At 47.0% G+C, this 14,644-nt stretch carries 7 protein-coding genes and 1 tRNA gene; 4 read left to right on the forward strand and 4 right to left on the reverse strand.

All coding sequences use genetic code 11. The features are described 5' to 3' along the window. Positions 1-135 precede the first annotated feature (135 nt). From QT996_RS03235 to QT996_RS03245, 3 genes are all read left to right on the forward strand, one after another. Positions 136-2,460, forward strand: a complete 2,325-nt coding sequence (locus QT996_RS03235; protein ID WP_333044482.1) for a polysaccharide biosynthesis tyrosine autokinase — start codon at positions 136-138, stop codon at positions 2,458-2,460. Between the two features lie 422 nt (positions 2,461-2,882). Then, a complete protein-coding gene (locus QT996_RS03240) occupies positions 2,883-4,250 on the forward strand; it encodes an NAD-dependent succinate-semialdehyde dehydrogenase (RefSeq protein WP_333044483.1) in 1,368 nt (455 codons plus the stop codon). A 144-nt stretch (positions 4,251-4,394) separates the two neighbouring features. Further along, positions 4,395-6,032 (forward strand): acetolactate synthase large subunit, encoded by a 1,638-nt coding sequence (locus QT996_RS03245; RefSeq protein WP_333044485.1) that lies wholly within the window; start codon positions 4,395-4,397, stop codon positions 6,030-6,032. A 774-nt stretch (positions 6,033-6,806) separates the two neighbouring features. On the opposite strand, the gene QT996_RS03250 is transcribed toward QT996_RS03245, so the two are convergent. The 4 genes from QT996_RS03250 to murA all read right to left on the reverse strand — a co-directional run bounded on the left by QT996_RS03250 (position 6,807) and on the right by murA (position 10,330). Next, complete coding sequence (locus QT996_RS03250) at positions 6,807-7,682, reverse strand: DMT family transporter (protein WP_333044486.1); 876 nt, start codon at positions 7,680-7,682, stop codon at positions 6,807-6,809. A gap of 163 nt (positions 7,683-7,845) precedes the next feature. Next, positions 7,846-7,927, reverse strand: a tRNA-Leu gene (locus tag QT996_RS03255). Continuing rightward, a complete protein-coding gene (locus QT996_RS03260; protein ID WP_333044488.1) occupies positions 7,906-8,775 on the reverse strand; it encodes a M48 family metallopeptidase in 870 nt (289 codons plus the stop codon). Before QT996_RS03260 ends, QT996_RS03255 begins: the two co-directional genes overlap by 22 nt. 136 nt (positions 8,776-8,911) lie before the next feature. Further along, entirely contained in the window at positions 8,912-10,330 is a 1,419-nt protein-coding gene (gene murA / locus QT996_RS03265; protein WP_333044490.1) for a UDP-N-acetylglucosamine 1-carboxyvinyltransferase, read from the reverse strand. 365 nt (positions 10,331-10,695) lie between these two features. Here murA and smc point away from each other — a divergent pair, with 365 nt between their 5' ends. Beyond that, positions 10,696-14,580 carry a chromosome segregation protein SMC gene (smc, locus tag QT996_RS03270; RefSeq protein ID WP_333044492.1) on the forward strand — a complete coding sequence of 1,295 codons (3,885 nt, stop codon included), beginning with the start codon at positions 10,696-10,698 and terminating at the stop codon, positions 14,578-14,580. Positions 14,581-14,644: the final 64 nt, after the last annotated feature.

Raw genomic sequence — 14,644 nt, forward strand, 5'->3', positions numbered from 1 at the left:
GAGTAGGATTAAGGTTTCATAAACCCGTTTTCTAGAAAAAGTTTCGCCTTGCTAACAAAATATCTAGAAATCAACCGGATTGCTGAAACTCGGCTACCAATACAGACCTTTAAACTAATAAGTTGTAGAAATCAAATGAAACTAGGGAAACAATCTCAAATAGCACTTTTTAATCATAAAAAAGTTGCCGAGCTGCAAAAAATATCTTCGGGAACTTATGAAGAAGATCAATTTTTAGGCATAAACAAAACGAACCCAGAAGAGTTAAGTTTTTGGGAAGTTTGCCGCAGTCGCTCCATCTTAGTCATTGGTGTAGCAGCGGCAGTAACCACCGGGGTTTTCGCCTGGACGCTCAATCAAAAAAGCGAGTACGAAGGGCGCTTTCAATTATTAGTAGAACCAGCAGTTACGCAAAATACTTTAGCCAAAATCTACTCCGGTGAGCTGAAACTGCAACCAGCGGCACCGGCGACCCAAGAAAAGGGCGGTTTTGACTACGAATCCCAAATTGAAGTTTTGCAAAGTCCGCAAGTAATGTCGCCGATTATTAAACAGTTGCAGGCTAAGTATCCCGAAATAAATTACAATTACCTTTTGAACCCAAAAGCCGATAATTTGCCGTTTTCTCAGGAAACCCGGCTGTCAATTAATCGCTTCAAAAACACCAAAATTATCGAAGTTAAATATCGGGATTATGACCCGAAAAAAATTCAGTTTGTTTTGGAAAAAGTGGCGCTAGGCTACCGCAACTACAGCGTGCAAGATACCACAACTCAAATTAGTCAGACTCTGGATTTTGTGAAATCGCAAATTCCCAACCAGCAAAAGCGCCAACAAGCTCTGCAAACAGAAATTCAAAAGTTGCGGCAGCAGTACAATTTTATCGACCCGCAAATTCAAACCCAACAGCTTTCGCAGCAAATCAGCCAACTTCAAGCGCAAAGATTGGACGCGGAAACGCAGCTCAATCAGCAGAGATTGCTCTATTCCAATCTGCAAAATCAGCTCGGACTCAACCAACAGCAAGCGCTGATGGCTTCGGCTCTGAGTCAAGCTCCCCGCTATCAAGCGATGCTGACTCAATTGCAGCAATTAGAAGGACAAATTGCGATTAACTCGGCTACGTTTACAGACCAAACTCCGCAAATGCAATTGTTGCGAGAACAGCGCAAGAACCTGATTCCTTTGTTGAAGAAAGAAGCCCAACAGGTTCTGGGAACTGATTTGGCTAAGGTAAGTTCACAAGTGCTGGCTTTTCAAGATCCGGTGCGGATTAAGTTAATCGAGCAGTTTATCGGTACTGCTAATTTAATTCAGGTGCTGGGTGTGCGGAATCAAGTTTTGGAACAAGCTGCTAAGCAGTTGAATCAATACTCTCAAAAGTTCCCGGTGATTTTGCGGCGCTATTCCGATTTGCAGCGCGAGTTGGATTTAACTAACAATACGCTGAATGGTTTGCTGGCTAAACAGCAAGCTTTGCAGCTTGAATCTGTGGGCAAAAAAGAGGTGGCTTGGGAAGTTATTGCTAAGCCGGAAATTCCGCGTTACAAAAATGGCGAGTTGATGGCTGTTGCTCCGATTATGCCTTTGAATTTGGCTTTGGGGGGATTGGCTGGTTTGCTGTTTGGTATGCTGGCGGCGCAGTTGGCGGAACGGTTTAACAATAAAACGGTGTTCCAAACTCCGGAGGATGTCAAACATTCGATTCGCCTGCCTTTGTTGGGGGTGATTCCTGCTAGCGATAAAATTTTGAGACTTCCTCCTGCTGAGACAAGCGCGGTGGATGTGGCAATTTCGCCGATGCCGACGGATGCTTTTCAAGAAGCTTTTCGATCGCTCAATGCGAATATTCGCTTACTCAACCTTGAGACTCCGATCAATTCTTGTGTAATTACTTCTTGTCAAGTAGCTGACGGCAAGTCTACTGTTGCAGTCAATCTGGCACGGGCGGCTGCTGCAATGGGCCAGCAAGTGCTGTTAGTGGATGCCGATTTGCGGCGTCCCCAGGTACACGAAATGCTGGGTTTACCGAATTGGCAAGGCTTACACAATGTGATTGCTGAGGATGTGGATGTGCAAGAGGTGATTTTGCGATCGCCCCGCGATGAAAATTTGTTTGTGTTAACTTCCGGCCCGGTTCCTCTCGATCCCACAAAGGTGCTTTCTTCCCGAAAAATGCAGCATTTAATGGCAGCTTTGTCAAGTCATTTTGACTTAGTTATTTACGATACTGCGCCGCTTTTAGGTTTGGCGGATGCGAATTTGTTGGCGGCTCACACTAACGGATTGATGCTGGTAGTAGGGCTGCATCAAACTGAGCGGGAGGCGCTGTTGTTGGCTTTTGAAGATTTAAAAATGGCGGGAATTCCGCTGTTGGGAATGGTGGCGAATAACGATAAAGGCAGCAGGTATTACTATCAGTCTTACGTGCAGGATTACGTCCAGGAACAGTCTGTTTGAGGGAGAGGAATTGAGAAATGTGTACTGGAACAGGCCGTCGGGCCTGTTCTTGAGAATGCAAGGCGGGCGGGATACCAGACAAGATATTTCATCGATCTTGCACCATTAATTGTGAATAAAGCTGTCAGGGGCGGGCGGCACGCCCCACAAGAACATTTAACTTTTGTGGAACAGGCCGGAAAGCTTGTTATTGAGATTTGTGCGTGATTTCAGAAAGACAAATTTTCTTAAGATTTGCGATCGAGACTCTGAACTATAATTAAAAGTAGAGAAATTTAAACAAATCGCGGCACTTGCAACTTGGCAAGACCTGAAAGAAAACGTGGCTGGTAAATTCCTATTTTGTAATACCTTGATACAACTCCCTGCCTAGGCTGAAAACTAGCAGGGAGTTTTGTGTTTTTCACACAGGAGATGAAACCATGGCTATTGCTACTATCAACCCGGCAACGGGAGAAACGCTGAAAACTTTCGAGCCGATCGCGGATGAGGTAATAGAAGCTAAGCTGGAATTAGCACAGCAAGCTTTTAAAAAATACCGCCAACTGCCGTTTGAGCAGAGAGCGCTGTGGATGCAGAAAGCTGCAGACATCTTGGAGCGCGATCGCGAAATTTACGCTGAAATGATGACCCTGGAAATGGGCAAAACGCTCAAATCTGCGATCGGCGAAGTGGAAAAATGCGCCTTAGTTTGTCGCTATTACGCCAAAAATGCCGCTCAATTTATGGCAGATGTACCGGCAACCACCGACGCTAGTAGCAGCTTTGTCCGCTACCAACCGCTGGGCGCTATTTTAGCCGTCATGCCGTGGAATTTCCCATTTTGGCAAGTTTTTCGGTTTGCGGCGCCAGCACTGATGGCGGGCAATGTGGGCTTGCTCAAACACGCTTCCAACGTGCCTCAGTGTGCTTTGAAAATCGAAGAAATTTTCATGCTTGCTGGCTTTCCCGAAGGAGTTTTTCAAACTTTGTTAGTCGGCGCCGACAAAGTAGCCGATATCGTTGCGGACGATCGTATAAAAGCAGCAACTCTCACCGGTAGCGAACCAGCGGGTGAAAGTTTGGCAGCAAATGCGGGCAAAAATTTGAAAAAAGTAGTGCTGGAATTGGGAGGAAGCGACCCATTTATTGTGATGTCCAGTGCCGATGTAGCAGCAGCTTTATCAACTGCGGTGACCTCTCGGATGCTCAATAACGGTCAATCTTGCATCGCCGCCAAACGCTTTATTTTAGCAGAAGAGATTGCCGACGAATTCATCACAGGATTTGTCGAAAAATTCGAGCAATTAAAAGTAGGCGATCCGATGTTGCCAGAAACCGATATCGGCCCTTTAGCTACTCCCACAATCCTCAAAGACTTGGACAATCAAGTGCAAGCTTGCATTCACTCAGGGGCCAAACTGTTGACTGGTGGTCGCCCGTTGTCAAACAAGGGCGGTAACTTTTACTTACCAACTATTCTGGCAGACATTCCCGTGAATGCCTCTGCCCGTCAAGAAGAATTTTTCGGGCCCGTAGCTTTAGTATTCCGAGTTGCAGACATCGATGAGGCGATCGCCCTCGCAAATAGCACATCTTTTGGCTTGGGTGCGTCAGCTTGGACTACAGTAAACTCAGAGAGCGATCGCTTTATTTCCGAACTAGAGGCCGGCGCGGTATTCATCAACGGTTTAGTAAAATCTGACCCGAGATTGCCCTTCGGCGGCATCAAACGCTCCGGTTACGGACGCGAATTGAGCATCCAAGGAATGCACGAATTTGTTAACATAAAAACAGTGTGGGTGAAATAAGCTCCCACTCTATCCACCGATCGCACAAATCTACATAAGTCTGCGTTTATCTGCGTTTATCTGCGGTTAAAAATTCCCATTTAGTATTTTTGCGATCGGTTTAAAAAGACCACAAACCCCCATTAACCGAGGAAAAAAGCGGAAATGAACACAGCTCAACTATTGGTAAAATGTTTAGAAAATGAAGGCGTCGAATACGTCTTCGGACTTCCTGGAGAAGAAAATTTAGAAATTCTAGAAGCCCTGAGAAACTCTTCAATTAAATTTATTACTACTCGCCACGAACAAGGCGCGGCTTTCATGGCCGACGTTTACGGTCGTCTCACCGGCAAAGCCGGCGTTTGCTTGTCCACCTTGGGTCCAGGCGCAACTAACTTAATGACAGGAGTTGCTGACGCCAACTTAGATGGTGCTCCTTTAATAGCAATTACCGGACAAGTCGGCACAGACAGAATGCACATAGAATCGCACCAATATTTAGATTTGGTCGCTATGTTTGCACCAGTTACTAAGTGGAATGCTCAAATTGTTCGCCCCAGCACGACGGCAGAAATTGTCCGCAAAGCCTTTAAAGTAGCTCAAAGTGAAAAGCCGGGAGCCGTTCACATTGACTTACCTGAAAACATCGCAGCAATGCCTGCTGAAGGAAATCCGCTCACCAAAGACAACCGCGAAAAAACTTTTGGCGCTTACCAAAGCTTGAATAAAGCCGCTGTGGCAATTTCCAAGGCCAAAAGTCCTCTGCTTTTAGTAGGAAACGGCGCAATTCGTGCTAATGGCAGCGATGCTTTGACACAATTTGCTACTCGATTGAATATTCCTGTAGCTAATACTTTCATGGGCAAAGGTGTAATTCCTTACACTCATCCTTTGGCACTGTGGACGACGGGATTGCAAAAACGTGATTATATTAGTTGTGCTTTTGAAGAAACGGATTTAGTGATTGCTGTTGGCTACGATTTGATTGAATATTCCCCGAAGAAGTGGAATCCAGAAGGAAAAATTCCGATTATTCACATTGGATCTTTGCCAGCAGAAATTGACAGCAGTTATATTCCTATTATAGAAGTTGTGGGAGATATTTCTGATTCCCTCAATGAAATTTTGCAGCGTGCCGATCGCATGGAGAAAGTAGACCCTTTTGCTAAGCAATTGCGCGCGGATATTCGCGCTGGGTACGAACAATATGCAGCCGACGACGGTTTCCCGATCAAGCCACAAAAACTCATTTACGATTTGCGGCAAGTCTTGGGCCCGGAAGATATTCTTATATCTGATGTGGGAGCTCACAAAATGTGGATCGCGCGGCACTATCATTGCGATCGCCCGAATACCTGTTTGATTTCCAACGGATTTGCGGCGATGGGAATTGCGATTCCGGGTGCGGTAGCTGCAAAACTCGTTTATCCCGATCGCAAAGTAGTAGCAGCAACCGGCGACGGCGGTTTTATGATGAATTGTCAAGAGTTAGAAACTGCTTTGCGAGTCGGTACTAATTTTGTGACGCTGATCTTTAATGACGGCGGTTACGGGTTAATTGAATGGAAGCAGCAAGATTATTTTGGTCATTCAGATTTCGTCAAATTTGGCAATCCCGATTTTGTGAAATTTGCCGAAAGTATGGGTTTAAAAGGCTATCGAGTGGAATCTGCCACGGATTTAATTCCGATTCTGAAAGAAGCCCTTGCTCAAGATGTCCCTTGCGTGATTGATTGTCCGGTAGACTATCGGGAAAATGCGCGTTTCAGTCAATTATCTGGGGATATGAGTTGCAATTTGTAAGAGTAGCCCGCAATCAGGAAACGGCACTGCCGTTTCCTCTATCGCCGTGTTGTTGATGGTTATATCCGATCGCACGATCGCGCTTTTTGACAAGTTGGGATGTAAGGGCGATCTCACTTTTTCAGCTTCAAGTATTCGGATTAGCTGTTACCTGCGTGATGTACTGGAGAATCACGTCAAAATCCTTACGGATTTCTGTCAATTGTTTGACCCAAGTATGAGAAGCATAAATCACTTCCTCTTACTTCTGGCGATCGGTTGCAATTTGCTTCTCTATTTCTTCGGAGGTTTTTATTTTAACTTGTCGGAGTTGTTATTCTATCTGAGTTTCGAGGTCTTTGGCAATGGCAATAAACTGACTCATTCTCTCGCCACGAGTTTCATCTAATTTCTCGTTCCTTTTTGACTGCATGGATATCCATTGCAACTGCCACAACTCCTGTAATTAGCCCTACAGTCATCGCCACGTTAGTTATATGTTTGGCAATGTTGACTGCTGCCAGCGTCTGCTGTACTTAGTGTGCTAATTTTAATCAAAAAATGCCCCAAATCCTTGCGGGGAAATATTTTTTAGCAATACTTAACTTAAATTGATGCGTTTTTTCAGTCTATTCAGACGTAGTTTAGTTTTTTGCTAGTTAAACTAATATTTGAGCATACTAAGTAGGGAATACCCGTTTTTTGCTAGTTAAACTAATATTTAAGGACACTAACTAAGAAAGAGCCTATTTTTTGACTTTTTAGCAACACGCAACACTTATGTCTAAAATCTCATCACTTCAAACCCAATAATAAGGCGATTCCGCCGATCGCACCAACTACCCCCACAACAGCTCGAATGCTCACTTTTTCGCCCGCCAGTACCGCTAAAGGCAGTATAAATAGGGGACTGATAGAACTGAGTGTTTGAGCGATTGCTGCGGGTGCATATTTCAGGGAAGTCTGTTGCAGGAAAATACCGAGATAGGTTCCTAAAAAAGCTGCTAGAATTATTGCACCTAAGAGTTGTGGGGCTTTTAATTGTTTGAAACTGTCAAAGTTTGTTGGCTTCAAAAAGCACAGCATGACTGCCATGCCGCCGCTCAAACGCAAGGCGGCTGTCCACAGGGGATCAATATCTATTTGAGTGAAGGCGGCGCGGGATAAAATTGCTCCAGCGGCGTGAGTTGTTTGTCCTAATAAACTAATACCTAATCCTTGCCAAAGATGTTTTGATGATAAGGTTGTTTCGGCTGTTCGTTCGGCAATTACCCAAGCTACGCCGCAGATTGTTAAAAGAATGCCTGTACAAGCAATGGCCGATAACTTTTCTTGCAAAAATATTAAGCCAAATAAAGCTGTTAAAGGGGGAGATAGGGTTTCTAAAAGCAGCGTTCGCCTCGCGCCTAAATATTTTAATACGATAAAGAAAGCGGTGTCTCCGATGCCAATTCCTAGCCCGCCGCTGATGAGCAGCATTGCTAAAATATTAGGGTTGATTGCGGGTAAGGGTTTGCCTAAAATTAGTAGAGTTGCAAGGAGCATGAAAAGGGCGATCGCGCCTTTGAGGAAGTTTAGCACCACTGGGGGGATTTGCTGTCCTACTCGCTGCCAGATTGTGGAAGATAGAGCCCAGACAAATGCAGCGCCTAAAGCGGCTAATTCACCCATAAAATGTGTTGGCTGTTGACTGTTGACTGTTGACTGTTGTCATTAGTTACCAATTCGCAATTCGCGATGCCCGATGCCCGATGCCCGATGCCCAATGCCCCATATAAATTAGGGTTCCAGACTTATCATCTGGAACCCTAGATTTATTAAGCTTTTTTAGTAGTGGGCGGGGAGAGAATCGAACTCTCATACCTTTCGGTGTCAGATTTTGAGTCTGATGCGTCTACCAATTTCGCCACCCGCCCTTTTTCGTTTCACCATCATAACACAGCGATCGATTTTTTGCAAGCAAAGATTCATAATCTTTTGAACTTGCCCAGCGATCGATCTCTCTGGCGCGCAATACTGGTACAGGATGGGACAACTGAGCCGTCTGAGCTTGTTTGAGCATATCTCCGAGTTGAGTGCTGCTGAGGTCGTCGTAGGCTCGCGCCTGCGCCAAAAACGCATCGACATTCAGTTTCGGAGCTAAAGTCGGCGAACCTCCGGCCAGCTTCATCAACACCGATGCTACCACTCTTGGGTCTTGGGTGGCGAGCAACGCGGCGCGATCGCACGTAAATTCCGCACACCGCAACCATTCCAACATTTGCGCCTGCAAACCCTGCGCGAGCACGGTTCCCACAGGCGAAATTTGACCTGCGGCCAACACAATTAAATTAGCCAGAGTCAGGTAAACTCCGTGTTCGCACTTCAAATGCCCCAACTCGTGAGCGATTACTGCCTTAACTTCCTCGTCTGTGAGCAAATCAATCAGAGAAGTGTGCATCACCACAAAAGGCTGTTTTCCCCGCATCGCAAAGGTGTAAGCATTTGGCATCGGATGCTGGCGGACATAAAGCTGCGGCGGTTCCAAATCAAGAGTTTTGCAGGCATCCAACAGCAATTGATGCAGGTGGGGCAATTGATTTTCGCCGACTTGGACGCTGGAAGCCAGATTTTCCAGCATGAAAAACTGTTCGCCAAGTTGTCCCAGCAACTGCCGCACAATCAAATCCAGGCCTGGCAGTTGTTTGAGACTGTTGGTCGCTTCCAAGTCTAGCGGGTGGCGAAACTGGTCTGCTTTTAAACCGATGAGCGGTATGTTCGACATTTTAGTCAGTTGGGAATGGGGAATTGGGAATTGGGAATTGGGCATGGGGCATGGGGAATTGGGCATGGGGAATTCTTTTGCTTCTTCCTTTTTTCCTCTTCCTTCTTCCTTCTTCCTTCTTCCTTCTTCCTTCTGACTACTTTAAACCCGATCGCACGGGATTGACAGGAGCCTCAGCAGTCGCCGGGTCTGTACCCTCTTTGACCCGTCGCAACTTAGCTCCCAATTTTTGCAGTTTCACCTCTAACTGCTCGTAGCCGCGGTCTAAGTGCTGCAAGCTGCTGATGGTGGTGACACCCTCGGCTGCAAGTCCCGCTAACACTAACGCCGCCGAAGCCCGCAAATCTGTTGCCACTACCGGCGCACCAGACAGCCGCGACACTCCCCGCACAATCGCTACATTGCCTTTAAGGCGAATGTCCGCGCCCATGCGGTTGAGCTCTGCTACGTGGCGCAAGCGGTTCTCAAACACGGTTTCTTTGATCAAGCTGTCGCCTTCGCTCAGCGTCAGCAAAGCCATAAACTGAGCTTGCATATCTGTGGGGAAACCGGGATAAGGCAGAGTTTCGATGTCTGTGGCCGAGTGAGTTTGGCCGGGAACTATCCGCAAAATGTCGGGGGATTCTGCAATAATTTTCGCCCCAATAGTCTTCAATTTGGCAATGACTGCGGTCAGGTGGTCGGGAATTATCGGCGACAAACTGATTTCGGAGTGAGTGATGGCTCCGGCTACTAAAAATGTCCCGGCTTCAATGCGATCGGGAATAATTGAATAGTCTACTGCGTGCAGCTTGGGAACTCCCGAAATGACGATCGTATTTGTGCCAGCCCCTTGAATTTTTGCTCCCATAGCGCGGCAGAAATTCGCCAAATCTGCGACTTCCGGCTCTTGAGCAGCATTTTCAATCACGGTTTCTCCTTCAGCCAGAGTCGCCGCCATCATCAAAGTTTCAGTTGCGCCGACGCTGGGGTAGTCCAAATAAATTTTGGCTCCTTTCAGGCGGCGGTTCGGCCCTTTGACGTAAGCGTGAACGGTGCCGTGGTCGATGTGGACTTCGGCACCGAGGGCTTGCAGACCCCGAACGTGGAGTTCAACGGGTCGCGCGCCGATGGCGCACCCACCGGGCAAGGGCACTTTGGCAAATCCCAAACGCGCTACCAGCGGCCCGATGATGAAGAAGCTCGCCCGCAGTTGGCTGACTAATTCGTAGGGGGCTTGAGCGTCTATGAGGTTGCTGGCGTTGATGTCTAAAACGTCCCCGTTCTGCTGTAATTTGACTCCTACAGCCGAGAGAATTTGACCCATGCGGGCGACATCGACTAGACCGGGAACGTTGCGGAGACGGCAATCCTCTGGGCATAGCAGGGCTCCTGCCATGACTACTAAGGCCGAGTTTTTGGCGCCGCTGATTTTGACGTGTCCTTTAAGGGGTTCGCGACCCCAAATTTGTAATACTTGTTGTTCGTCGCTTTCAGGGGAAGCTGGCAGGTTAGATGAGTTCTGAGCTGGTGTAATGGGTTTGCCCTCCATAATGCGCTTCGTTACTTTATACATTATTAATTTTGGTTCGATTTTACCGGAAAGTTTTTATATGTCTAGGGGTAACATTAGGAATTACCGGAATTATATTTGCTGAAATTGTGTCGGGGCAAGGTTTACAGGTTTACTGGCACAAATAATCTCCATCAAGTCTCATGGAGTTATTTGTATCAAAATTTACGTTCATTTGTAGCGCTCGCTCGGATCGCAGATGTTGTAACTTTGTCAACGATCTTTTTAAGTAAAAGCGGACTCGGTTGTTGACAAAGGTGTAAGATATCGGTTCGATCGACAATGCCAGAAAGTTAACACATTGTCGATCGCCCCATTGCCTGTGCTACCCTGTGACAACAACCTAGAGCCAAAGCTACTCCTAGCATATGGTTCACATTAAACGGATCGAACTGACTAACTTTAAATCTTTTGGCGGCACGACGGCCATTCCCGTGCTGCCCGGTTTTACTGTGGTTTCCGGGCCCAACGGTTCTGGGAAGTCCAACATCCTCGACGCTTTGCTGTTTTGTCTCGGACTTTCGAGCTCTAAGGGAATGCGGGCTGAACGTTTGCCGGATTTAGTGAACAGCGCCCAAAACAAACGCGGTACGATCGAAGCTAGCGTGACTGCGACTTTTGCGCTGGAAGATGTGGGGGAGGAATGGTTCGCCCAGGATGAAGATGAGGAGGAAAATGCAGCAGATGAGTTATCTGTTGAAGCAGAGGAAGTCGAAGGGATAGAAATTGCCGAAACTCAAGACAACGGACAATCATCTTCTGTCAATCAAGAATCGCATCTCTCTGTTGAAGAAGCCGCAGGGATAGAAACTGCCGAAACTCAAGACAACGGCCAATCATCTCCTGTCAATCAAAAATCGAAAATCGAAAATCGAAAATCAGAAGAGTTATCTGTTGAAGACGTAGAAGAGATTGAAATCGCAGCAACTCAAGACAACAACGGACAACTACTCGCTACTAATAAAAAATCCAAAATCCAAAATCCAAAATCGGATGAGTGGAGTGTGACTCGCAAACTTCGAGTAACTCGCCAAGGTACTTACACTTCAACTTATTACATTAACGGTCAACCTTGCACGCTGACTCAACTTCACGAACAACTCAACCGCTTGCGAATTTATCCCGAAGGCTATAACGTCGTCCTGCAAGGAGACGTTACCAGCATTATTTCGATGAATTCTAAGGAACGCAGAGAAATCATTGACGAATTGGCTGGGGTGGCTCAGTTCGATCGCAAAATCTCTTTAGCGAGGCAGAAGTTGGATGAAGTTAAAGAGGTGGAAGAACGCAGCAGTATTGTGGAAAAAGAGCTGATTTCTCAGCGCGATAGACTGGCTTCCGATCGCACAAAAGCGGAAAAATATCAAAAATTGCGGGCGGAATTTCAAGAAAAGTCGCAGTGGGAAATTGTGCTGAAATTCCGCCAATTGCAGCAGCAAGAATGGAAACTCCGAGAACAAATCGAAACGGGCGATCGCACTTCTGCATCTCTCACCGAACAACTGCAAGCAATTAGCACCCAAATTCAAGAAGCAACCGCCGAACTTGACGCGCTGAATGCCCGCGTTAAAGCTTTGGGAGAGTCAGAATTGTTGGCTTTGCAAGCGACGATTGCCACTCAGGAAGCGGAAAGGCGGCAACTGCAAAACCGCAAACAGGATTTGGAAAAAACTGCTGGGCAAATGGCGGCTAATATAGCTCAAACCGAGGAAGAAGTTCGGCAACTTAAGCAAAGTTTGGAGCAAATTGAGATTGAAATATCTTATGTTAAGTCTCAGCAGGGGAGTTTTCAGGAACAGCGGGATGCAGCCCAGCAAAGTTTAGATGAAAGTCGGGAAGTTGCAAATGCGATCGCCTCGACTGCCGAAGTTTGGGTACAGCAGCAAACGGAACTGCACCGCCAAATCGAAACAATTCAACAAACTTTGGAACCGCAGCGTACAGAACAAGCTACTATCGGAGAAAGAGCCGATCGCCTGCAAAGTCAAATTCAAGAACAAAACCAATCGCTGCAAGTATTGGAACAGGAAATTGCCGCGAAAAAAGAGCAGCAATCCCGCCTTGTGGAAACCAAAGGCGTTGCATCTTTGCAAGTAGAATCGCTGAATCAGATTTTAGTCGAAGCCGAACAAGAATTGCAACTGCAACAGGAAACTCAAACTCGTTTGTTGGAAGAACAGCGCGAAAGACAGCGCAAATTAGACAAACTAGAAGTGCAGTTTCAAGCACTGCAAGAAGCGACGGGAACGTTTACTGCAAAAATTGTCGCGCAAAGCGGAATTGGCGGAGTTTGCGGCTTGGTGGCTCAACTGGGCAGGGTGGAACCACGCTATCAGTTAGCGCTGGAAATTGCGGCGGGCGGGCGCATGGGAAATATGGTGGTGGAAGATGACAGCGTGGCTGCTGCTGCGATCGAATTGTTGAAACAAAAACGGGCGGGAAGGATGACGTTTTTGCCTTTGAATAAGATTAGGGGCGGCAGGTATTCGGTGAATGAAAATTTGCGGCGCGCGGCTGGGTTTGTGGATGCGGCTGTTAATTTGATTGACTGCGATTCGCGGTATCAGGAAATTTTTGCTTACGTTTTTGGCAGTACGGTTGTGTTTAGCAACCTCAGCGACGCCCGCCGCTATTTGGGACAGTACCGGATTGTCACTTTGGACGGGGAAATTTTGGAAACTAGCGGGGCGATGACTGGGGGAAGTTCTACTAATAGATCTACTTTGCATTTTGGCACGGTTGAGGCTAGTGAGGCTGCTAGTGAAGCGCGGACGATCGCATCTCTGCAAGAAAGGTTGGAGGAAATTGAGCGGATTTTGGAACGGTGCAAAATTGCGATCGATCGCGCTTCTGTTGCAGTCAAAACTCGCAGCCAAGAATTGATGGAAGCGAAACAGAATTTGCGCGAAAATCAGTTGCGCTTGGAACAATTGGATTCAGAAATTAAGAATTTGCAAGCGCAACAGGAACAAGTGCGATCGCAAATTGCGAAAAATACACAGGAATTAACTAATTCGCGATCGAGATTGCAGTTGCTGGAACGAGAATTGCCCGCACAGGAAACTCAATTGCAGCAGTACCGCCAAACTTTGGCGCAGTTGGAAGAGTCCAACAGTCACAGCGAATGGCAGCAAATGCAATCGAGTTTGCGCGCTCTGGAAGCGCAACTGCAAGAGCGAGAATTGGCTCTGAGAAACGTCCAGCAACGCCTTGTAGACTTGGAAAATCAATTCGGGCGTTTGGAAGACAAAATTAAGGAAGGCAGCGAGAAATTGCAGGAGTGGCAAGTGCAGCAAAACGCGGGGGCGGATGCACTCGACCGCATTGTTTCGCAGCAGTTAGAACTTGATGGACAAATTGCCGCAGCTAAGGCGGCTTTGGGGGAAATTGAGGAAAAATTGGGCGTGCAGAAGGGAGAGCGCGATCGGGCGGAATCTCAACTGCGAGAGAAGCATTTAGCCAAACAGCAGTTACAATGGCAGTTGCAAAAACTCAACGAAACCCAGCAAGAACGCCGGGAACAATTGAGCGCAGTCCGCACTCTATTGGAAGCGCAGCGGGCGGAAATGCCAGACCCCGTGCCGTCGATTCCTGAAAATGTCGAGAAAGCCAATTTGACGGAATTGCAGCAGGAAGTAAAGGCGATCGCCAAACGCATTCAAGCTTTAGAACCGGTCAATATGCTAGCCTTGGAAGAGTACAACCGCACTCAAGAACGCCTTCAAGAATTAAGTGAAAAATTGACGACATTGGAAGGAGAACGCACTGAACTGCTGTTGAGAATCGAAAATTTTACCACACTCAGGCGGCGCGCTTTTAAAGAAGCTTTCGACGCGGTTAACGAGAACTTCCAGACTATCTTTGCGGAACTTTCCGAAGGCGACGGCTATCTCCAGCTAGATGACCAGGAAGACCCTTTCAGCAGCGGCTTGAATTTGGTGGCTCACCCGAAGGGCAAACCCGTACAGCGGCTGGCTTCCATGTCTGGAGGCGAAAAGTCGCTGACGGCGCTGAGTTTTATTTTTGCGCTGCAACGCTACCGCCCGTCTACGTTCTACGCTTTTGATGAAGTGGATATGTTTCTGGATGGGGCAAATGTGGAGCGATTGGCTAGAATGATAAAACGACAGTCTGAACAAGCCCAGTTTATTGTTGTGAGTTTGCGGCGACCTATGATTCAATCGGCTGAGCGTACAATTGGCGTTACTCAAGCACGGGGAGCTTATACTCAAGTCATAGGACTGAAGTTGTAGTCCCGGAGTCTCTGTTAACGATCGTGTTGAGTGATATATGTACTTAATAAATCAGGATTAAAGT

Origin of the sequence: Microcoleus sp. S13C4 (genome assembly GCF_036700865.1) — a bacterium.
In the GTDB taxonomy this organism is placed as follows: Bacteria; Cyanobacteriota; Cyanobacteriia; order Cyanobacteriales; family Microcoleaceae; genus Microcoleus.